General features: G+C 65.7%; 22 protein-coding genes and 1 tRNA gene. 7 read left to right on the top strand and 16 right to left on the bottom strand.

Annotated elements, in window-relative coordinates; translation table 11 throughout:
* Nucleotides 1–111 precede the first annotated feature (111 nt).
* The 4 genes from phnE to psrA form a co-directional block, all read right to left on the bottom strand.
* Nucleotides 112–915, bottom strand: a complete 804-nt coding sequence (gene phnE / locus ASE66_RS09830) for a phosphonate ABC transporter, permease protein PhnE (protein ID WP_057189434.1) — start codon at nucleotides 913–915, stop codon at nucleotides 112–114.
* A 15-nt stretch (nucleotides 916–930) separates the two neighbouring features.
* On the bottom strand, nucleotides 931–1740 hold the full coding sequence (gene phnC, locus ASE66_RS09825) for a phosphonate ABC transporter ATP-binding protein (RefSeq protein WP_057189433.1): 810 nt from the start codon (nucleotides 1738–1740) through the stop codon (nucleotides 931–933).
* 30 nt (nucleotides 1741–1770) lie between these two features.
* On the bottom strand, nucleotides 1771–2646 hold the full coding sequence (gene phnD / locus ASE66_RS09820) for a phosphonate ABC transporter substrate-binding protein (protein ID WP_057189432.1): 876 nt from the start codon (nucleotides 2644–2646) through the stop codon (nucleotides 1771–1773).
* A gap of 78 nt (nucleotides 2647–2724) precedes the next feature.
* Nucleotides 2725–3813 (bottom strand): iron-containing alcohol dehydrogenase PsrA, encoded by a 1089-nt coding sequence (gene psrA / locus ASE66_RS09815; RefSeq protein WP_057189458.1) that lies wholly within the window; start codon nucleotides 3811–3813, stop codon nucleotides 2725–2727.
* Nucleotides 3814–3922: 109 nt separating this feature from the next.
* On the opposite strand from psrA, the gene ASE66_RS09810 reads away from it, so the two are divergent.
* Both ASE66_RS09810 and ASE66_RS09805 read left to right on the top strand, forming a co-directional pair.
* Nucleotides 3923–4807, top strand: a complete 885-nt coding sequence (locus tag ASE66_RS09810; RefSeq protein ID WP_057189431.1) for a LysR substrate-binding domain-containing protein — start codon at nucleotides 3923–3925, stop codon at nucleotides 4805–4807.
* Between the two features lie 302 nt (nucleotides 4808–5109).
* Complete coding sequence (locus ASE66_RS09805) at nucleotides 5110–6033, top strand: class I SAM-dependent methyltransferase (RefSeq protein ID WP_057189430.1); 924 nt, start codon at nucleotides 5110–5112, stop codon at nucleotides 6031–6033.
* 251 nt (nucleotides 6034–6284) lie between these two features.
* Here ASE66_RS09805 and ASE66_RS09800 read toward each other — a convergent pair.
* The 3 genes from ASE66_RS09800 to ASE66_RS09790 form a co-directional block, all read right to left on the bottom strand.
* A tRNA-Gly gene (locus ASE66_RS09800) sits at nucleotides 6285–6359 on the bottom strand.
* A gap of 129 nt (nucleotides 6360–6488) precedes the next feature.
* Complete coding sequence (locus ASE66_RS09795; RefSeq protein WP_057189429.1) at nucleotides 6489–6794, bottom strand: hypothetical protein; 306 nt, start codon at nucleotides 6792–6794, stop codon at nucleotides 6489–6491.
* Between the two features lie 261 nt (nucleotides 6795–7055).
* Complete coding sequence (locus ASE66_RS09790; RefSeq protein WP_082613326.1) at nucleotides 7056–8219, bottom strand: 2'-deoxycytidine 5'-triphosphate deaminase; 1164 nt, start codon at nucleotides 8217–8219, stop codon at nucleotides 7056–7058.
* 227 nt (nucleotides 8220–8446) lie between these two features.
* Between ASE66_RS09790 and apaG the strand changes: the two genes are divergently transcribed.
* The gene (apaG, locus tag ASE66_RS09785; RefSeq protein WP_057189428.1) at nucleotides 8447–8839 is read left to right on the top strand and encodes a Co2+/Mg2+ efflux protein ApaG; all 393 of its coding nucleotides are present in this window, start codon (nucleotides 8447–8449) and stop codon (nucleotides 8837–8839) included.
* A complete protein-coding gene (gene argE, locus ASE66_RS09780; RefSeq protein ID WP_274532946.1) occupies nucleotides 8836–10011 on the top strand; it encodes an acetylornithine deacetylase in 1176 nt (391 codons plus the stop codon). Before apaG ends, argE begins: the two co-directional genes overlap by 4 nt.
* 112 nt (nucleotides 10012–10123) lie before the next feature.
* Here argE and ASE66_RS09775 read toward each other — a convergent pair whose 3' ends face one another.
* The 3 genes from ASE66_RS09775 to ASE66_RS09765 are packed head-to-tail and all read right to left on the bottom strand — an operon-like array spanning nucleotide 10124 to nucleotide 13274.
* Nucleotides 10124–11122, bottom strand: coding sequence for an Hsp33 family molecular chaperone (locus ASE66_RS09775; protein WP_057189455.1), 999 nt, complete (start codon nucleotides 11120–11122; stop codon nucleotides 10124–10126).
* On the bottom strand, nucleotides 11122–12051 hold the full coding sequence (gene argF / locus ASE66_RS09770) for an ornithine carbamoyltransferase (protein ID WP_057189427.1): 930 nt from the start codon (nucleotides 12049–12051) through the stop codon (nucleotides 11122–11124). Before argF ends, ASE66_RS09775 begins: the two co-directional genes overlap by 1 nt.
* A 2-nt stretch (nucleotides 12052–12053) precedes the next feature.
* On the bottom strand, nucleotides 12054–13274 hold the full coding sequence (locus ASE66_RS09765; RefSeq protein ID WP_057189426.1) for an aspartate aminotransferase family protein: 1221 nt from the start codon (nucleotides 13272–13274) through the stop codon (nucleotides 12054–12056).
* Nucleotides 13275–13818: 544 nt separating this feature from the next.
* On the opposite strand from ASE66_RS09765, the gene ASE66_RS09760 reads away from it, so the two are divergent.
* From ASE66_RS09760 to ASE66_RS09750, 3 genes are all read left to right on the top strand, one after another.
* On the top strand, nucleotides 13819–14367 hold the full coding sequence (locus tag ASE66_RS09760) for a GcrA family cell cycle regulator (RefSeq protein WP_057189425.1): 549 nt from the start codon (nucleotides 13819–13821) through the stop codon (nucleotides 14365–14367).
* Nucleotides 14368–14453: 86 nt separating this feature from the next.
* Nucleotides 14454–14894, top strand: coding sequence for an NUDIX hydrolase (locus ASE66_RS09755; RefSeq protein ID WP_082613325.1), 441 nt, complete (start codon nucleotides 14454–14456; stop codon nucleotides 14892–14894).
* 13 nt (nucleotides 14895–14907) lie between these two features.
* A complete protein-coding gene (locus tag ASE66_RS09750; protein WP_057189424.1) occupies nucleotides 14908–15228 on the top strand; it encodes a YnfA family protein in 321 nt (106 codons plus the stop codon).
* 9 nt (nucleotides 15229–15237) lie between these two features.
* Here ASE66_RS09750 and phoB read toward each other — a convergent pair whose 3' ends face one another.
* The 6 genes from phoB to pstS form a co-directional block, all read right to left on the bottom strand.
* Nucleotides 15238–15936, bottom strand: a complete 699-nt coding sequence (gene phoB, locus ASE66_RS09745; protein ID WP_057189423.1) for a phosphate regulon transcriptional regulator PhoB — start codon at nucleotides 15934–15936, stop codon at nucleotides 15238–15240.
* Between the two features lie 28 nt (nucleotides 15937–15964).
* Nucleotides 15965–16687, bottom strand: a complete 723-nt coding sequence (phoU, locus tag ASE66_RS09740; RefSeq protein WP_057189422.1) for a phosphate signaling complex protein PhoU — start codon at nucleotides 16685–16687, stop codon at nucleotides 15965–15967.
* Between the two features lie 39 nt (nucleotides 16688–16726).
* Nucleotides 16727–17533 (bottom strand): phosphate ABC transporter ATP-binding protein PstB, encoded by an 807-nt coding sequence (gene pstB / locus ASE66_RS09735; protein ID WP_057189421.1) that lies wholly within the window; start codon nucleotides 17531–17533, stop codon nucleotides 16727–16729.
* A gap of 22 nt (nucleotides 17534–17555) precedes the next feature.
* Nucleotides 17556–18446 carry a phosphate ABC transporter permease PstA gene (gene pstA, locus ASE66_RS09730; protein ID WP_082613324.1) on the bottom strand — a complete coding sequence of 297 codons (891 nt, stop codon included), beginning with the start codon at nucleotides 18444–18446 and terminating at the stop codon, nucleotides 17556–17558.
* 15 nt (nucleotides 18447–18461) lie between these two features.
* Nucleotides 18462–19430, bottom strand: a complete 969-nt coding sequence (gene pstC, locus ASE66_RS09725) for a phosphate ABC transporter permease subunit PstC (protein ID WP_057189420.1) — start codon at nucleotides 19428–19430, stop codon at nucleotides 18462–18464.
* Nucleotides 19431–19540: 110 nt separating this feature from the next.
* Complete coding sequence (pstS, locus tag ASE66_RS09720) at nucleotides 19541–20566, bottom strand: phosphate ABC transporter substrate-binding protein PstS (protein ID WP_057189419.1); 1026 nt, start codon at nucleotides 20564–20566, stop codon at nucleotides 19541–19543.
* Nucleotides 20567–20660: the final 94 nt, after the last annotated feature.

The raw sequence follows: 20660 nt of genomic DNA, 5'->3' as shown, positions 1-20660 counted from the left end.
AGATCACAACTGTAGGGCGTTGCGGACGGGCATAACCCCGACCGTTCACAACAACGTCCGCGCCAACCGAAGAATGCATGTTCATGACGAAATTCCTTGTGCCGGCGCCGATCAGCGGATCAGCGCCCGGACGCGGGACGAGATAAGATCGGCCACCAACACCATCGCCAGGATGACAAGAATGCAGGTCGCGGTGTCCTGGTATTTGAAGAGCTTCATCGAGGAGACGAGCTCGAAGCCGATGCCGCCGGCCCCGACCATGCCGAGCACGGTCGACTGGCGCACATTGGTTTCCAGCCGGTAGAAGATCGTCCCGAGCCAGGTCGGCAGAACCTGTGGCAGCACCCCGAAGAAGAAGGTCTTGAACGGACCGACGCCGGCCGAGCGGAAGGCCTCCAGCGGCCCCTCGTCGATGTCCTCCATCGCCTCGGCGAAGAATTTTCCGAGCATGCCGGCGCCGTGGATGGCGAGCGCCAGCACGCCGGCGAAGGGGCCGAGGCCGATGGCAGCGACGAAGATCAGCGCCAGGATGATCTCGTTGATGCCGCGCATGCAGTTGAGCAGCTGTCGCGTCGCATGGAAGACGACCGGGCTCGGGCTCAGGTTGCGCGCCGCGAAGAAGCAGACCGGCAAGGCGATGACGACGCCGAGCAGCGTGCCCCAGACCGCGACCTGCAGGCTTTCCAGAGCCGGCTGCCAGAGCCGCTCCAGGAACTCCGGATTGGGCGGCATCATCCGGACGAGGAAGTCCACCATATAGGGGATGCCGTTCCAGAGATTGCTGGCGTTGATCTGTGAGCCGACCGCGGCCCACCAGAGGAAGACCAGCACGGCGAGCACGATGGAGCCGACACCCCACCAGCCGAAGCGGCCCTGCGGGGGACGAAGGACGAGTTGCAGCGTTCCGAACGACATGGCTTGCCCTCCCCGTCAGGCGGTTGCGGTGGCGATCATCGGCGCCAGCACGGGCTGGCTGGCCGGACGCGGCTTGAGGACGCGGCTGATGCCGGGGTCCTCGAGGCCGGGATAAATCTGGTGGACGATCTCGGAGGTCAGCTGGTCGGGCGTGTCGTCGAAGACCACCCGGCCGCCGCTCAGGCCGACGATGCGCTCGCCGAACTCGACGGCGTAGTCGACCTGGTGGAGGTTGCAGATCACCGCGATACCCTCCTCCTTGCAGATCGCCTTGAGGTAGCCGAGCACGATGCGCGAGGTCTTGGGATCGAGGCTCGCCACCGGCTCGTCGCAGAGGATCACCGCCGGCTGCTGCGCCAGCGCCCGGGCGATGCCGACGCGCTGCTGCTCGCCGCCGGAGAGCTGGTCGCCGCGCGAATTCGCCTTCTGGGCGAGTTCGACCCGGGCCAGGCAGTCCATCGCGATCGCGACATCCTCTCTCGGGAAGAGCTGGAGCATGCTGAGAAAGGACGACAGGCCGGCCATCCGGCCGACCAGCACGTTCTTCAGCACCGACAGGCGCTTCACCAGGTTATGGTGCTGGAAGATCATCGCCACCGGCCGCTTGCCGGCCGCGCCGCGCTTCAGGTCGAGCACCTTGCCGTCGATGACGGTCCGCCCCGCATCAGGCTCAGCCAGCCCGTTGATGCAGCGCAGCAGCGTCGACTTGCCGGCGCCGCTCGGGCCGAGCACGACGAGGAACTCGCCGGCTTTGACGCTGAGGTCGATGCCCTGCAGGACCGGGCGGCCCGCATAGGACTTCTTCAGCCCTTCGATCTTGATCATGCCGCTTCCTCCGCCGGTCGCGTTCCGCGACTACTTCATCTTGGTGAGATCGAGCTTCAGCACCTTCGCGGTCTCGCGAATGATGTCGTAGGCTTGGTCGTTGGTCTCGACGAAGCGGTTGAGCTTGCCCTGGTCGGCCCAGGTGATGTCGCGGATGTTGAGGAAGGCCGATTTGATGTTCGCCTTCAGCTCCTCCGGCAGGTTCTTGCGCCAGCAGGTCGGCGATTCCGGAATCGGGTCCGACTCCCAGACAACATGGATGTCGGCGCGATCGACCAGCTTCTTCTGCACGGCCGCATCGAGGATGCGATCGGCGATCGTCGCGGCGTCGACGCGCTTGTTGGCGACGGCGAGCGCGTTGGCGTCGTGCGAGCCGGTGAAGAGGACGCGGCCGAAATCCTTCTCGGGATCGAAGCCGAGCTTCATCAGCCCGGCCTTCGGAAAGAGGTGGCCGGAGGTCGAGGACGGATCGACGAAGGCGAAGGTGCGCCCCTTCAGGTCCTTCCAATCGCTGATGCCGCTATCCTTCCGCGCGATGATCTGGCTGCGATAGAAGCTGCGGCTCGATTTGGCCGTCTCTGCGGTCGCGAAGGCCTCGATGGCCGCGACCGTCGTGCCCAGCACGTAGGAGAAGGGACCAAGATAGGCGACGTCGACATGGTTCGAGCGCATCGCCTCGATCACTCCGTTATAGTCTGAGGCGACGAAGCCCTGGACCTGGATGCCGAGATTCTTCTGGAGTGCGGCGAGGAGCTGCGCGCTCGATTCCAGCATTGCCCGCGAATCCTCGGACGGAATCAGCCCGACGCGGATGAGTTTCGTCTGAGCCCGGACCAGGGCCGGCGCCGCCAGCAGCGCTCCAGCGCTCAGCGAGCTTCCAAGAATCGTCCGACGCGTGATGGTCATGTCATCCTCCCAAGATGATCCGGCGATCTTTTGATCTGCCGGTGAGCCGTTATGGGCGTCGATGCCCGGTGCTTGTTCTCAGGCAGCCATCGCCGCCTGCCGTCCGATGAAGTTGCGGCCACGCTCGCCTTCGAGGGCCTTGCCGACGAGGCGGTTCCACTCGCCGGCCGAGACGCCATAGGCAGCCGGATCGGTCGCGACGCCGAGATCCCGGAGGAAGGCGCCAAGCCGCTCGGCTCCCGCTTCAAGGTCGGGACCGAAGACCCGGCGCAGCGCCGCATCGCATTGCGGCTGCGCACCCATCGCCCAGCGCATCACCATCGGCAGCGAGAAGGAGCAGGCGATGCCGTGGATCGTGCCGCTCTTCAGCGTGATGTCGTAGGAAATGTTGTGGGCCAGCGCCGTCTTGGTGTTGGAGAAGGCGAGGCCCGCCAGCAGGCTGGCGCGCATCTGCCGGACCCGGAGATCGACGTCGTCGAGACGTTCCAGCAGCCGCGGCAGCGTCTCGATGATCTCGCGGGCTGCCTCGACGGCGTAGTTCGCCGAGACCGGATTGCCGTTGACGTTCCAGATGCTTTCGAGCGCATGCGAGAGGGCATCGAGCCCGGTCGCCAGCGTCAGCCCGCGCGGCGCGCCGACCGTCAAGGCGGGATCGAGCACCGCGGTTTCAGGGTAGAGCCGGTGATGGGCGAGCGAGTACTTGCTGCCATTGGCCGAGTCCCAGACCGTCGCCCAGGAGGTGACCTCGCTGCCGGTACCGGCTGTCGTCGGCACGGCGATGATCGGGATGATCGCGGCCTCAACGAGCGGCTTCTTCTCGACGAGATGGCTGCGCACGGTCTCGAAATCGCCGTTGCTGGCGGCCAGCACCTTCGCGGCGTCGATCATCGAGCCGCCACCGAGCGCGACGATGACCTCTGCCGGCTCCGCCGCGCCAAACTGGCGGCAGGACTCGGCGAGATCGGCGCAGTCCGGATTGGTCTCGATATTGGTGATCGAGACAACCGGCGCGCCGGCGACCGCCGTCAACCGGGCGGAAAATTCACGAAACAGCGGCTGGTCATAGGTGACGAGGGCCCAGCGACGGTTGCCGATCAGCCCGGCGACCTCGTCGAGGAGGCCGTTCCCGAACCGGATCTTCACGGGGTTCCAGTACGCCCAGTTCATGCGGTCCATCCCTCGCAATGCGCCTTGCCGGCCTCGTTGCGAAGGATGCTCACAGAGCTGTGTTTCTATAACAAATTGATTTTTCGAACCGAATAGATAGCAATTATCTATGCGTCATACTCAGCTCAGATCCTTCCACAATGTTGCGAACGCGGGCGGCTTCAACGCCGCGGCCGATGCATTCAACATCAGCCAGCCGACCCTGACCGCCCAGGTCGGCGCGCTGGAGGAGGAGTTCGGCGTCGAACTCTTCGTCAAGCGCGGCCGGCGGCGCGAACTAAGCGAGACCGGTCGCCAGCTGCTCGCCATCACCACCCGCCTCTTTGCCGAAGAGGCCGAGGCGCTCGCCTTCCTGACGGAGACGCGCGAGCTCAGGACCGGCCGACTCTCGATCGGAGCGGTCGGGCCGTTCCACGTCACGGAGATGCTCGCCGCCTTCAACCAGGCCTATCCCGGTATCGAACTGGCGGTGAAGATCGGCAACTCCACCGAGGTGCTGGGCGATCTCGCCAGCTACAGATGCGACGTTGCGGTGCTCGCCTATATCGACGAGGACGACCGGCTGCTGACCATCCCCTATCGCCGCCATCCGGTTGCGGTCTTCGTGCGGCGCGACCATCGCCTGGCGGGGCGCCGCAGCATCCGGCTAACGGAACTGGACGGCGAGCCGGTGATCGCGCGCGAACAGGGCTCGACGACGCGGCGCGCCTTCGAGAGGGCACTCGCCGAGACAGGCACCAGGCCCCGTCTCGTCATGGAGATCGGCAGCCGCGAGGCCATCCGCGAGGCGGTGATCCGCGGGCTCGGCATCAGCTATGTCTCGGAGGCCGAGTTCGTTCCGGACGAGGCGCTTCGGCTGATCCCGATCGAGGGAGCGGAGGTCTACACCTACGCGCATGTGGTCGTGCTGAAGCAGCGGCAGACCAGCCGGATCATCAAGGCCTTCCTCGATGCCGTCCAGCGCACGCGCGATGCCCCGGGCGTCGGCCCGTAGGGTCCGTGACGCGGCGGGAGTCGGCAGGATCGAGAATTGCAGTGTCTTACGCCGAAGCGGCATATCAACTGGGGGACAAGCAATAAAGTGGAACGTGCGCTTGAGGTCGCAGATTTCTTACAGATTGTCGCATCCACCATAGGATGTTCCGTAACGGCAACAATGCAGAATCTGGACTAATTCGACACTGTAAATCCAGCACACTGGCCGCTTGTCGACGCACTCAAGTGAGCATCACACTTGCTTTTCTATGGCGGTGCTTATTAATATTCGCCAAGGAATGATCGACGGGGAGGCGAAATATGGTTGGGATCCTGAAGCGATCCGTGTTGGAACCGGTTCGATGGCTGGGCTATGACATCGTCAAGCGCAGGCCGGAGCCAGAGGTTCAAGCACCTGCGCCGGAACCAGAGCCGATCGCCTTAGTCGAAACGGCAACACCTCCCCATAAAGATATCGCTCTCTATAAGAAAATCTATGGAGAGGACTCTGTAGATCAGAGGCGCTTTCTCAACATTGGCGCTGGGTCTTGGAAGCATCCAGTCTGGCAAAATGTCGAGTACCCAACAGAGCATTATGCCAACGACCTCAAAGATAATGTCGATATCGAATGGGACGCGACTTCGACAAGACCGATCCCTGTAGAGGATAACTCTATCGAGTTGATCTTTTGCAGTCATACAATCGAGCACCTGTTGCCTGAGCACGACCGGCACATTTTTCGCGAATGCTATCGCATTCTCAAGCCCGGCGGGATCGTCCGATTCATCACACCCAATTTTCATCTCTACTATGGCGCCTACAAGCGCGGCGACGGGCGCTTTTTCCCGTATCCCGAACTGGTCGAAAAGCACAGCCTCGAGCAGGTTCTTGTCTACGAGTTCGCGTCGATGCTGTCAGACTGCGAGACTGAGATTCCCGGGTTCAAGATTTCGACCGAGGAGGCTCGTAAGATATTGAGCGAGAAGCCGATGGCGGAAGCACTCGACCAGATCTGCGAGTATGTCGACTATGAGCGCAATCGGGTTAAGCCGAACCATGTCAGCTGGTGGACACCTGAGAAAGTCGTCGCTGAGCTGATCGCTGTCGGCTTCAACGCCTATCCCTCAGCCTTCGGGCAAAGCCTAGCTCATGTCATGAGAGATACGACCGTTTTCGACACCGTCCAGTGGTGGCGCTCGCTATACGCCGAAGCGGTCAAGCCGGGGGCAGAATCAAAGGTCTAGGTCTTGAGTCCCCGATGGTATCACCCCCAGCCGGTGGGCCGACAGTGCATGCCTCTCTGAAAAAAGCTCCGCTTTGCATTGAGGCAGAGCCCGGCCGGTCGGCTGGGGCGATCGACCCCGAAGGCGGCAGGAGTCATTCGGCCTCCGATTGCGCCGGTCCGACAATCGCCGCCGTTCATCGCCAATGGCGAGCCACGCGCCTCCGAGAGCCCCGACCAGATTCAGAAGCCGGCTGAGGTTCAAAGGGAATTTGGAGCGGGCGATCGGGATCGAACCGACGACATTCAGCTTGGGAAGCTGACGTTCTACCACTGAACTACGCCCGCACTCCTGCCCGTATAGCCGGGCCGGGATGCCGGCCGCAAGCCGGCCGATCGGAGATTCCCGACCGTGGACCAGAAAAAACCGCGCCGGACCCCTGTCGCCCGGCGCGGCTTGGTCAGACGCGGGACGTCTTACCAGCAGCCGTAATAGCCGCAGCCGCCGTAGCCGTAGTAGCCGTAGCTGCGCCGGGAGGACGCGGCGATGACCGCGCCGCCGACGGCACCGGCGACGACGCCGGCCGCGACCGCGTTGCTCGCCTGGGCGTTGGAGCGACGGAAGCTCTGGAAGACCTCGCTGCGGCAGCGCTCGAAAGCGCGGGTGCCGGGGCGATGGCCGGCATCGATGCAGACCTGGTCGGACTCGGCCGCCGATTGCTCGACGGACTGGCAGCCGGCGAGGCCGGCGGCGAGAACGCCGGCGATGATGAGGGCGCGCATGAGAAATCCTTTCCCTGTAGACGTTTGGCCACGAAAGCCATGAAACGGGAAGCGGTCAACTGCCTCCCGTTGGTGACACGAGCATGAACACGCCGCAGACCAGCGGCCGGCAACGCCATCGGCGCTTGCAGCCATCTGACACGGAATCGCCATTTTGTCGCCCCGCAGGTTGCGCTCGGGACAATCTTGCTGCTCAGGCTGCGGATTCGCGGCTAACGAAGCGTTGAACCGGCCGAGCAGGACAGGGCACTGTTTCGCGATCTAGCTGCGGAAATGCTTGGAGAGCTTCAGCGCCTGGCCCTGATAGTTCGAGGTGCCGATCGCGCCGTAGAGGGCGTCTGGTTCGGCCGCCATGCGCTCGAAGGCGAGGCGTCCGACCACCTGCCCGTCCTCGAGCAGGAAGGGCACTTCGTGGCTCCGGACCTCGAGTACGCCGCGGCTGCCGGGCACCCCGTCCGTGCCGACGCCGAAGCCCGGGTCGAAGAAGCCGGCATAGTGTACCCGGAACTCGCCCATGGCCGGGTCGATCGGCGCCATCTCGGCGGCGAAGGCCGGCGGGATATGCAGCCGCTCCTTGGAGGCGAGGATGTAGAACTGGTGCGGGTCGAGGATCAGCCGTTTGCGCTTGGCCGGGATCGGCGTCCAGAAATCGTCGATCTCGTACGCGCCGACACGGTCGACATCGATGACATCGGCGAAGCGCTGGGCCTGGTAGCCGATGATCTCTCCCTCGGCGTCGCCGAGATGGATGCTGAACAAGAGGCCGTTGCGGATCGCGGCCGGCCCATCGACCAGCGGCGTGCGGCGATGAACCTCGCGAAGTTCGCGGTCGGAGACGCGAAACCCCTCCGCTTCCTCCTGGCCGGAGCCGCGGCGGCGGAAGCGCAATTGGTTGAGGCGGCTACCTTTACGCACCTTGATCGAAAAACTCGACGGTGAGATCTCGGCGTAGAGCTTGCCGGAATAGCCGCCGGCGACACTGTCGAAGGCCTCGCTGCGATCGGCGATCAGGCGGGTGAAGACATCGAGCCGGCCGGTCGAGCTCTTCGGATTGGCGAAGGCAGAGATCGTCGCCGGCAACTCGTGCAGCGATTCCATCAGCTCGACGACATAGACGCAATTCCTCTCAAGGATCGCCCCGTGCTCGAGCGAAACCTCGTCCTGGGTCAGGTCGGCGAGCATCTGCGCGACGCTCTTGTTCGGTCCCGGCAGGAAGCTGGCGCGCACGCGATAGGCCTTGTGCCCGAGCCGAAGGTCGAGGCTCGCCGGCTGGTATTGGCTCTCGGCGAAGGCGCCTGAGGTCGAGCGGACCATGCCGCGATGGACGAGCTTGCGGATGTCCTGGCGCGGCAGCACGCCGGATGGGCCGGCGAGCGAAGCCGGGGCGGTCGCGATCTCGGCCGGCATGTCGGGCGATGTCGCCATGGCGCTATCAGACCACCTTGTGAAGTGCGGCGCAAAGCCAAGCCCGCCGCGAGATTGATCGCCCTTCTTGCCGTGCCGGGACGCGGCTGGCGAGTCCGGCGGCGGGTTGTCCACATGCCCGCTCGCTGCCGGACGGGCGCGCAAGTGCAACTGCTGGGCGGCATTGACGCTGTGCCGCGCCAAGTCATAACAAGGCCTCTCCGCCCTGCCGGCACGGAACCGCGATCATGTACCAGGCTGAAACGCATGGCGTGCGCGTCACCGCCTCGCCCAAATTCATGGACAGCGAGTCCACGCCCGACCAGAGCCGCTATTTCTGGGCCTACACGATCGAGATCGAGAACCTGTCGCCCCGCACCATGCAACTGATGACGCGCCACTGGTTCATCACCGACGGGCGTGGCGAGGTGCACGAGGTCCGCGGCGAGGGCGTGATCGGCCAGCAGCCGGTGCTGCAGCCCGGCGAGCGCTTCAGCTATACCTCGGGCTGCCCGCTGATGACCCCCGACGGCAGCATGAGCGGCTTTTACGCCATGCTCGGCGAGGACGGTGTGATCTTCGATGTCGCGGTCCCGCTCTTCCCGCTCGACTCGCCCTATGTGAAGAAGGTCCTGCATTGAATACCGCAACCCCGACCGGGCAGCGCTACCAGCCGCTCGACATGCTCGCCCGCCTCGTCGCCTTCGACACGGTGAGCCACAAATCCAATCTCGACCTGATCGCCTTTGTCGAGGGCTACCTCACGGGCTGGGGCGTGCCCTCTGTGCGTTTTCCGAATGCGACCGGGGACAAGGCGGCGCTGTTCGCCACGATCGGACCGCAGGACAAGGGCGGCATCGTGCTCTCCGGCCATACCGACGTCGTGCCGGTCGAGGGCCAGGCCTGGTCGCGTGATCCGTTCAGCCTGCATGTCGAGGACGGCAAGGCCTATGGCCGCGGCTCGGTCGATATGAAGGGCTTCGTCGCGCTGGCGCTGGCGCTGGTGCCGGATTTCCTCGCGGCCAACCTCAAGACCCCGATCCACCTGTTCTTCTCCTATGACGAGGAGGTGACCTGCCTCGGCGTGATCGACGGCATCGCCGCGATGGGCAAGAGCCTGCCCAAGCCCCGCGCCGTCATCGTCGGCGAGCCGACCTCGCTCGAACTCGCCGACGCGCATAAGGGCATCCGCACCTTCTTCACCACGATCACCGGCTTTGCCGCGCATTCCTCCAAGCCGCATCTCGGCGCCAGCGCGGTCCATGGCGGGACGCGGCTCGCCGCCGGCCTCGTCGCGATGGCCGACGAGTGCGAGGGCCGCATCGACGAGAGCGGCCGCTTCGACCCGCCCTACGACACCATCCATATCGGCAAGTTCCATGGCGGCATTGCCCGCAACATCCTGGCCGATCGCGCCGATCTCGCCTGGGAGGTGCGCACGCTGCCGGGCTCGGACCCGCAGGACGTGCCGTCGCGCTTCGCCGCGCTGTCGCAGGAGGTGCTGGCACACATGCGCAGGACCGCGCCGTCGGCGTCGATCGAGACGGTGATGAGTTCTGACGTGCCGGGCCTGGCGCCCGATCCCGGCTCGGAGGCCGAGACGCTGGTGATGCGGCTCGCCGGCCGCAACCGCACGATCGCCGTCGCCTACGCCACCGAGGCCGGCCATTTCCAGCGCGCGGGACTGCCGACGATCGTCTGCGGCCCCGGCTCGATCGACCAGGCACATCAGCCGGACGAGTACATCACGCTGGAGCAGTTCGCCGCCGGCGAGGCCTTCATGCGCCGGTTGATGGCGGAGTGCCGGGCGTAAACAACGCCGTCATTATCGGGCTTGACCCGAGACTCTCCTGACAAAAGGGCGCCGACCTCCGCCTTCTCCGGCCTGAGATGCTCGGGCCAAGCCCGAGCATGACGTACCGCGTTTACTCTCCCGCCGAGATCTCCGCCTCGACCTCGGCCGGGTCGAAATTGTAGCGGCGCGAGCAGAACTCGCAGGTGACACCGAGCGTACCGTCATCGGCGATCATCGCCTTGCGGTCGTCGGCCGAGAAGCCCTTGAGCATGCCGAGCACGCGCTCGCGCGAGCAGCGGCAGTCCTCGTGCACCGCGATGGATTCGAAGACATGGGCGCCGCGCTCGTGGAAGAGCCGGTAGAGCAATTGCTCGCTCTCCAGCAGCGGATCGAGCAGCTCGTGATGCTCGATCGTCTCGACGAGGGAACGTGCCTCCGTCCAGGCGTCGTCGCTCACCCCGTCATCGTCGCCGGCAGCGAGGATCTCGTGGCCCTCGGGCGCATCGCCGGGATAGAGATCGGCGGCGCGCATGCGCTCGGGCGAATGCGGCATGAACTGGACGATCAGCCCGCCGGCGCGCCAGGAGAGGCCCGCGCCAGTCAGGACCGAGCCGACGCCGAGGCGGATACGGCTCGGGATCTGCTCGGACTGGCGGAAATACTGATGGCCCGCCTGCTCGAGCCCCTGGCCGTCGAGCGCGACGATGCCCTGATAGCGCGTCGCCTCCGAGCCCTGGTCGACGGTCATGGCGAGATGACCCTTGCCGAGCAGTTCGCCGGTCGAGACCGAGTTCGCGTCGATCGCAGCCGCTAGCCGGCCCTCGTCGTAGCGCGCCATGGCGCGGTAGCAGTCGGGCGCGTTGAAGTCGACGACCAGCATCGAGACCGGCCCGTCGCTCTTGGTCTGGAGCTGGAAGCGGCCCTCGCCCTTCAGCGTGGTGCCGAGCATGACGGCGAGCGCCGCGGCCTCGGCAAGGACGCGCGCGACAGGCTCGGGGTAGTGGTGCCGCTCGAGGATCTGGTCGAGCGAGGGGCCGAGCCTGACGACCCGGCCGCGCACATCGAGCTTCGGCACGGCGAAGGGCAGCACCCGATCGTCGGGTGCGCCCGCTGGCGAGGCGTCGGCCATCAGGCCGCCACGCCGCCGAAGCACCAGGCCAGGATGCCCTTCTGGGCATGCAGCCGGTTCTCGGCCTCGTCGAACACCGCCGATTGCGGACCGTCCATGACCTGATCGGTCACTTCCTCGCCACGCGAGGCTGGCAGGCAGTGCATGAAGATCGCATCCTTTTCGGCACGGTCGAGCAGGCGCTCGTCGACCTGATAAGGCCGCAGCAGGTTGTGGCGGGTGCCTTCGTCGTCGCCCATCGAGACCCAGCAATCGGTGATGACGCAATCGGCGCCTTCGACCGCAGCCTCCGGACGCGAGGTCAGGGTCAGCTTCGCGCCCTGCTTGCGGGCCCAGTCGAGCAAGGCCGGCGGCGGCGCCAGCTCCTCGGGTGTTGCGATGGCGAGCTCGAAATCAAGCCGGCCGGCAGCATGGACCCAGGAAGTCAGGACGTTGTTGGTGTCGCCGGTCCAGGCGATGCGCTTGCCTTGGATCGAGCCCTTGCGTTCCTCGAAGGTCATGACATCAGCCATGACCTGGCAGGGATGCTGGCGCTTGGTCAGGCCGTTGATCACCGGCACGGTGGCGTATTTCGCCATCTCGACCACGGCGTCGTGGTCGAGCATGCGGATCATGATCGCGTCGACATAGCGCGAGAGCACGCGGGCGGTGTCGGCGATGGTCTCGCGCTCGCCAAGCTCGATCTCCTGGCCGGTCACCATCATCGGCGAGCCGCCGAGCTCGCGGATGCCGACGTCGAAAGAGACGCGGGTCCGGAGCGAGGGCTGCTCGAAGATCATGGCGATGACCTTGCCCTCGAGCAGACGGTCACCGGCAGCCGCGGGCGTGCGCCGACGGGCCTTGATGTCCTCGCCGGCCTTGAGGATGGCGCGAAGTTCCCCGGCTGAGAAATCCGAGAGATCGAGAAAGTGACGCGTCGCAGACATCATGCTCACTCCGCCGCCGGCCGGGCGAGCTCCGCCCCGACCGCGCCCGCCGCCTTGTCGAGCCGCGCCACCGCTTCAGCGACCTCGCTCTCGCCGATGATCAGCGGCGGCAGCAGGCGCACGACATCGTCGCCGGCGGCGACGACGAGCAGGCCGGCCGCGCGGGCCTGGGCGACGAAATCGGTGTTCAGGGTCTTGAGCTTGAGGCCGAGCATGAGCCCCTCGCCGCGGATCTCCTCGATCACGTCCGGGTGGTGATCCTTGAGCTGGGCCAGCGACTGGCGCAGGCGCAGCGCCGTCTTCTGGACCTGATCGAGGAAGCCCGGCGCCAGGATGATGTCGAGCACGGCATTGCCGACCGCCATGGCGAGCGGGTTGCCGCCGAAGGTGGTGCCGTGCGTGCCGAGCGTCATGCCGGAGGCCGCCGCTTCAGTCGCGAGGCAGGCGCCCATCGGGAAGCCGCCGCCGATGCCCTTGGCGATCGACATGATGTCAGGGGCGACACCGTAATGCTCATAGGCGAAGAACTTGCCGGTGCGGCCGACACCCGTCTGGATCTCGTCGAAGATCAGCATCAGCCCATGCTCGTCGCAAAGCTCGCGCAGCTGCTTGAGGACACGCACCGGCACCGAGCGCAAACCGCCCTCGCCCTGGATCGGCTCGATCATCAGGGCAGCGGTCTCGGGCCCGATCGCGGCCTTCAGCGCGGTCTCGTCATCGAAGGGCACCTGGTCGAAGCCGTCGACCTTCGGGCCGAAGCCGTCGATATATTTCTGCTGGCCGCCGGCGGCGATGGTTGCGAGCGTGCGACCATGGAAGGCGCCCTCGAAGGTGACGATCCGGTAGCGCTCGGGATGACCCTTCGCGGCGTGGTACTTGCGCGCCATCTTGATCGCGCACTCATTCGCCTCGGCGCCCGAATTGGTGAAGAAGACGCGCTCGGCGAAGGTCGCCTCGCAGAGCCGGCGGGCGAGCTTCTCGCCCTCGGGCATCGTGTAGAGATTGGAGGTGTGCCAGATCCGCTGGGCTTGGGCAGTCAGCGCCTCGACCAGATGCGGATGCGCATGGCCGAGCGAATTGACGGCGATGCCGGCGCCGAAATCGAGATAACGGGTGCCGTCGGCAGTGATCGCCCAGGCGCCTTCGCCACGCTCGAGCGCGATCGGGGCGCGAGCATAGGTCGGCAGGAGAACAGAGGACGCGGCAGAAACGGAAGCAGTGCTCATGGAGCGAAATCCTTGCGGCGAGACAGGAAGGTAGCGCGGAATTTCAGGCCGGGAACGGCAGGGTGGGACGCAAGGCGGCATGATGCCGGCACGATGCGACCCGCCGGCGACATTATCGTCGCTGGCCGTTCCCGCCGTCTCGTCGCGCGTCAAGCCGCATCGAAGGAAAATCCTGATCGCTCAAAAACATAAGCGCCGCCCTCGAGGGCGGCTGCGTCGGGCGACTATGCAAAACCGACCCCGACCTGTCAATTGCAGCTGACCTCGCGGCAGCGTTGCCGAATAGACTCACCGCATCAGAGCTTGACTCGATTGGCTGGGGAAAAGCCGATTTCTGATTCGGCGACTCTTGTGGCCGAGTCAGGCTATCTTGTATGGTCTTTTTCGTCAGATACGACATCTCGTGCGGCGTCTCCAGTATCGTCAGTTCCGGGCGTAACGGCTTCCGTTTAGCGACGGCAGCTGCCGGTATCGGATTCCGCCATGATCTCTCCCTATGCCTCGCCGGCCCGCTGGCGAAGCATGACGAAGACAGGTGCCATCCATGAGCGAAGCCGGAGCCTGGACCGACGAACGCGTCGAACTACTGAAGAAGCTCTGGAATGACGGGCTGAGCGCGAGCCAGATCGCAGCCGAGCTCGGCAGCGTCACGCGCAATGCCGTCATCGGTAAGGTTCACCGCCTCGGCCTGTCCGGCCGGGCCAAGAGCCCGGGCTCGGCCGCGCCGCGTCCGCGCAAGCCGGTTGCCCGTCCGCCGAGCCATCCGGCCGGCCATCAGAACGGCGGCGTCGGGCTGACCCGCGGCAACACCGCGCTCGCCCCGCAGTTTTCGCCCGAAATCGAAGCCGTGGCGCAGGTCGAACGCGCGCCGGCACCGGCGGAAGATGTGGTCGTACCGTTCTCCGAGCGGGTCACGATCATGGATCTGCGCGAATATATGTGCCGCTGGCCGATGGGCGATCCGACCACCCCGGAGTTCCGCTTCTGCGGTGGCCGTTCGGCGACCGGAATGCCCTATTGCGCCTATCACGCCCGCATCGCCTACCAGCCGGCCGCCGACCGCCGCCGCGACCGCAAGGTCATCCGCGCCTGACGACAGGCGCTCGTGAAATGCTTACAGAAGCCGGCCTTTGGGCCGGCTTTTTTTGTAGCCCGACGGGCTCAATGCACGAGGCATACATGACCACGTCCGGACTTGGCCCGATCGAGTATGCCTGCGCGCTGCCAATAAGGGAGCAGCGACTCCTGTTGGGCTTGCGGGCCCCGCATCGCCGGAACCGCCCGTCGCGCTGGGACACGATCGGCGGTCATGTCGAGACAGGCGAGACCGCCGAGGCGGCTCTCGTCCGCGAGCTTCAGGAAGAACTCGGCATAACTCCGACGGCTTTCCGCCGTTTCGAGACCATCGAGACGACCGAGACGGATGGCGTCACCCCCGCGCTCTGGCATCTGTTCACGGTCAGCGCATGGACCGGCGGCGAGCCCAGGATCGCCAATGACGAGCACAGCGAGATCCGCTGGTTCGCGCTCAGCGAGGCCCGATCGTTGACGCCCCTGGTGTCCGAGGCCTATCGCCCGGTCTTCGCGCAGCTGGCCGCGGTCTTCGAGCCAGGCGCGTAGTCGAGCGGGAAGCATGACGGCGATTGCGATCTATGCAGGCGCGGCCTTGGCGGAGATCGCCGGCTGCTTTGCCTTCTGGGCCTGGCTGAAGCTCGGTAAATCCGCCTGGTGGCTGCTGCCGGGCCTCGTTTCGCTCGCGGCCTTCGCCTGGTTGCTGACCCTGGTCGACAATCCCGCGGCCGGCCGCGCATATGCCGCCTATGGCGGCATCTACATCGTGGCATCACTGGCCTGGATGGCGCTGATCGAAAAGGTCGCGCCCGACCGATACGATCTTGCCGGCGCCGCGCTCTGCCTCGCCGGTGCGGCAGTCATCATCGCCGTGCCGCGCTGACGAGGACCGTCAGCTGCGCGCGAAGGTCTCGTCGAAGGCGTAGCCAGCGCCGCGCACGGTGCGCAGCGGGTCCTTGGAATTGGTCGGGGTGATCGCCTTGCGCAAGCGCCCGACATGGACGTCGACGGTGCGCTCGTCGATGTAGACGTCGCGGCCCCAGACGGCATCGAGCAGCTGGGCCCGCGAATAGACCCGGCCCGGCGCCTGCATCAGGAATTCGAGCAGGCGGAACTCGGTCGGGCCGAGATGCAGCTCGGCACCCGCCCGGCGGACGCGCCGCGTCGTGCGGTCGAGCTCGAGATCGCCGGCGGCGAGCAGGCCGGCGACATGGCCGGGCTTGGCGCGGCGCAGCAGCGCCTGGATGCGGGCGATCAGCTCGGGCAGCGAGAACGGCTTGACGACATAGTCGTCGGCCCCCGTGGCGAGGCCGCGCACGCGCTCGGTCTCCTCGCCGCGAGCCGTCAGCATGATGATCGGCACGCGCTCGGTGTCGCGCCTGGTGCGCAGGCGCCGGCAAAGCTCGATGCCGGACAGGCCCGGCAGCATCCAGTCGAGCAGGACGAGATCGGGCGTGTGGTCGCGCAGATGCAGTTCGGCATCGTCGCCGCGCGCCACGCTGTCGACCTCGAAGCCCTCGGCCTCGAGATTATAGCGGAGCAGCAGGGTGAGCGGCTCCTCGTCCTCGACGATCAGGATGCGTGCGGGCATGTCAGCGTCCGTTCAAACCTCCGCCGGCTCAGCCGTTGGCTGCCGGCAGGTCGACGAGGATGTTGGTGGTGTCGAGCTTCGGCCGGGTCTCGTCGATCGACTGACCCGTGACGAGGTAATGGATGGTTTCGGCGATGTTGGTGGTGTGGTCGCCGATGCGTTCGACGTTCTTGGCGCAGAACAGGAGGTGCGTGCAGAAGGTGATGTTGCGCGGATCCTCCATCATATAGGTCAGGAGCTCGCGGAACAGCGAGGTGTAGAGCGCGTCGATCTCGTCGTCGCGGCGCCAGACATCCATCGCCTTCTGCTCGTTGCTGGCGGCATAGGCGTCCAGCACGTCCTTGAGCTGGGCCTGGACCAGGCGGCTCATATGCTCGAGACCGACGACGGCGCGATGCGGCGGCGAGAACTGGCCGGAGATGGCGACGGCACGCTTGGCGATGTTCTTGGCGAGGTCGCCGACGCGCTCGATATCGGCGGCGATCCGGATCGCCGAGATCAGCTCGCGCAGATCATTGGCGAGCGGCTGGCGCCGGGCGATGGTCAGCACCGCCTTCTCCTCGACATCGCGCTGGAGGTTGTCGAGGCGCTGGTCGGCGCTGATGATCTTCTGGGCGAGCGCGGTGTCGCGGCGCACCAGCGCCACGGTCGAGTCGCCGAGCATGCGCTCGGACATGCCGCCCATCTCGGCGATGCTGCGGCGCAGCCCTTCGAGATCGGCGTCGTAGGAGCGGACGATATGGTCGGACATCGGGGCGTATCCTTCGGGGCTGGCTGAGACGCTGGGAGCTCAGCCGAAACGGCCGGTGACGTAGTCCTGCGTCTGCTTCTTGTGCGGGTTCATGAAGATCGTGTTGGTGGCGGCGAACTCGATGACCTCGCCGAGATACATGAAGGCGGTGTACTGCGAGATGCGCGCCGCCTGCTGCATGTTGTGGGTGACGATGACGATGGTGAAGTCTGTCTTGAGCTGCTCGAGCAGGTCCTCGATCTTGCCGGTCGAGATCGGGTCGAGCGCAGAGGTCGGCTCGTCGAACAGGATGACCTCGGGCTTCTGCGCGATGGTGCGGGCGATGCACAGGCGTTGCTGCTGGCCGCCGGAGAGGCCCATGCCCGAGGCCTTGAGCTTGTCCTTGACCTCGTCCCAGAGCGCGGCGCGGCGCAGCGCCCCCTCGACCCGGTCGTCTAGCTCCGACTTCGGCGGCTTCTCGTAGAGGCGGATGCCGAAGGCGACGTTGTCATAGATCGACATCGGGAACGGCGTCGGCTTCTGGAAGACCATGCCGATGCGCGAGCGGAGCTCGTTCACGTCGACCTGATTGGAGATGACGTTGCGGCCGTCGAGCAGGACCTCGCCGGTGGCGCGCTGCTCCGGATAGAGCGAGTAGATTCGGTTGAAGATGCGCAGCAGCGTGGACTTGCCGCAGCCCGAGGGGCCGATCAGCGCGGTGACATGGCGGTCGCGGAAGTCGAGGTTGACGTTCTTAAGCGCTTTGTGCTCGCCGTAGTAGAAGTCGAGGTTCTTGACGGCAATCCGGACCGGAGCCTCGGCGTCCAGCGTCTGCGGGCTCAATTCCAGGGTCGAAAGCATCTGCATGGTCCTTCCGATCGGACGCTGATCATTTGCCGCCGCGCACGATGCGCCGGGCGATGATGGAAAGCACGAGGATTGAGACGGTGATGATCAGCGATCCCGCCCAGGCGAGCTGCTGCCAGTTCTCGTAAGGGGCGGAGGCGAACTGGTAGATCGTCACCGGGAGGTTCGAGACGCCGCCGATCAGGTTCGGCGAGAACCAGAAGTTGTTGTTCAGCGCGGTGAAGATCAGCGGCGCGGTCTCGCCGGCAATGCGGGCGAGCGCCAGGAGGATGCCGGTGAGCATGCCGGACTTCGCCGCCCGCCAGGTGATCGAGGTGATCACGACGGAAGGCGGAGCGCCGAGCGCGGCGCCGGCCTCGCGCAGCGGACCGGGCACGAGACGCAGCATGTCCTCGGTGGTGCGCACGATCACCGGGATCGCGATGATACCGAGCGCGACACCGCCGGCCCAGCCCGAATAGCCACGGAACGGCTCGACCAGGATCACATAGACGAACAGGCCGATCAGGATCGAGGGCGCCGAGAGCAGGATGTCGTTGATGAAGCGGATCAGGCCGGCGAGCTTCGAGTCCCTGCCGTATTCGGCGAGGTAGGTGCCGGCGAGCACGCCGATCGGCGTCGCCACCGCGATGCCGAGGAAGGTCAGCACGATCGAGCCGACGATGGCGTTGGCGAGGCCGCCGCCCTCCGTGCCGGGACCGGGGGTGACCTGGGTGAAGGTCGCGACGGAGAGCCCGCCCAGTCCCTTCACGATCAGCATGCCGAGGATCCAGAACAGCACGAAGATCGCGATCAGGGTGAAGCTCGTCGCGATGATCTTCATCAGCCGGTCGGCGGTCCGGCGCGCCGGGCGGACGCGGCCCCATTCGACATGCGGCATGGTCGTGGTCCTGGCGGGTGTCGTCATGGTCATTGTCGAATCTCCCGCTCAGTAGCGCTTGACCCGCGCGACGAGGAGCCGCGCGATCACGAGGACGACGAAGGTGACGAAGAACAGGATGCAGCCGAGCGCGATCAGCGAGTTGAGCTGCAGGCCGAGCGCCTCGTTGAACTCGTTGGCAATGCGCGAGGCGATGGTCGAGCCCGGATCCATGACCGAGGCCGAGAGCCGGTTGGCGTTGCCGACGACGAAGGTCACGGCCATGGTCTCGCCGAGCGCGCGGCCGAGGCCGAGCATGATCGCGCCGATGATCGAGACGCCAGCCTGCGGCACCAGGACGTGGCGAACCACCTCCCAGGTCGTCGCACCGATGCCATAAGCGCTCTCGCGCAGCACCGACGGGATCTGGTCGAGCATGTCGCGTGTGATCGAGGCGATGAACGGGATGATCATGAAAGCCAGGATGATCCCGGCGGTCAGGATGCCCAGGCCCGAGGGGGAGCGCGAATAGAGCACCGTGCCGATGATCGGCATGCCCTCGACGATGTTCGAGAGCGGAATTTGCACATAGGCCGCAAACAGCGGCGCGAAGACGAACAATCCCCACATGCCGTAGATGATCGAGGGCACGGCGGCGAGCAGCTCGATCGCGGTCGAGACCGGCTGCTTGAACCAGGGCGGGGCGAGCTGGGTCAGGAAGACGGCAATGCCGAGCGAGAGCGGGACACCGACGACGAGTGCGATCAGCGCCGTCGACAGCGTGCCGACAATGGCGGGCCAGGCGCCATACTGATCGTTCTGCGTATCCCAGACACTGGAGGTGAGGAAGCCGAAGCCGAATTCGCGGAAGGCCGGCCAGCCACCGATGACCATCGAGGCCATGATGCCGGCGAGCAGCACCAGCACGAACAGCGCCGCCAGGAAGCTCGCATTCCGGAAGACGAGATCGAAGGTCCCCTTCGGGGTCTTGCGCACCGACGCACTCGGCGCGGCGAACTGGTCTGTCACGGCAGACATCCGTGGTTACTCCGGTCTCGGGGGCGACTATCGGGGCGAAACGATACTCTGGTCGTCGCGGAAGCGGGGGCCGTGACCGGCCCCCGCCCCGTTTTCGTGTGCGGGAGCGATCAGAAGATCGGCTTGCCCGCCGGGTCGGTCACGCCCTTCCAGGCGTTGCGGACCTGGTCCTTGACGCCGGCCGGCAGCGGCACATAGTCGAGGTCGAGGGCGAGCTTGTCGCCGTTCTTGAAGGCCCAGTCGACGAACTTCAGCGCGGCCTGGGTCTCTTCCGGCTTCTCCGGCTTGGCGTGGATCAGCAGGAAGGTCGCGGCGGTGATCGGCCAGGCGTCGGCGCCCTTCTGGTTGTTCAGCGAGATGCCGAAACCGGGAGCTTCGTTCCAGTTGGCATTGGCTGCAGCGGCCTGGAAGGCCTTGTCGTCCGGGGCCGGGAAGTTGCCGTCGGCGTTCTGGATCAGGGCAAAGGAGAGCTTGTTCTGCTTGGCGTAGGCGTACTCGACATAGCCGATCGAGTTGGCGACCTGCTTCACCGAAGCCGAGACGCCCTCATTGCCCTTGCCGCCGATGCCGACCGGCCACTGCACGGCGGTGTTGGTGCCGAGCTTCGACTTCCAGTCGGGCGAAACCTTCGAGAGGTAGTCGGTGAAGACGAAGGTCGTGCCCGAGCCGTCCGAACGGTAGACCGGGTTGATGTTGGCATCCGGCAGGGTGACGCCGGCATTGAGGGCGGCGATCTTGGGATCGTTCCACTTCTTGATGTCGCCGAGATAGATCGCGGCAAGGACCGGGCCGGTCAGCTTCAGCTTGCCAGCCTCGACGCCAGCGATGTTGATCGCCGGGACGACGCCGCCCATCACCGTCGGAAACTGGATCAGGCCTTCCTTGGTCAGCTCGTCGCCCTTGAGCGGGGCGTCGGTGGCGCCGAAGGCGACGGTCTTCGCCTTGATCTGGCGGATGCCGCCGCCCGAGCCGATCGACTGATAGTTGAGACCGATATTGGTCTCCTTCTTATAGGCCTCGGCCCATTTCGAGTAGATCGGGAAGGGGAAGGTTGCGCCGGCGCCGGTGATGTCGGCAGCCTGGGCAGCGCCCGACAGGCCGATGGCAGCGGCCGTGAGAATGAGAAGTTTGCGCATCAGATGTCCTCTCTGGATCGCAAGTGCAGCGGCCCTGCTAGAACACCGGCTGTATGACAGCTGGATGACACACAGTCATGAAAGCGGCCGGCGC

The organism is Allobosea sp. Root483D1 (genome assembly GCF_001429505.1).
In the GTDB taxonomy this organism is placed as follows: domain Bacteria; phylum Pseudomonadota; class Alphaproteobacteria; order Rhizobiales; family Beijerinckiaceae; genus Allobosea.
This window is presented reverse-complemented; position numbering and strand designations above follow the sequence as displayed.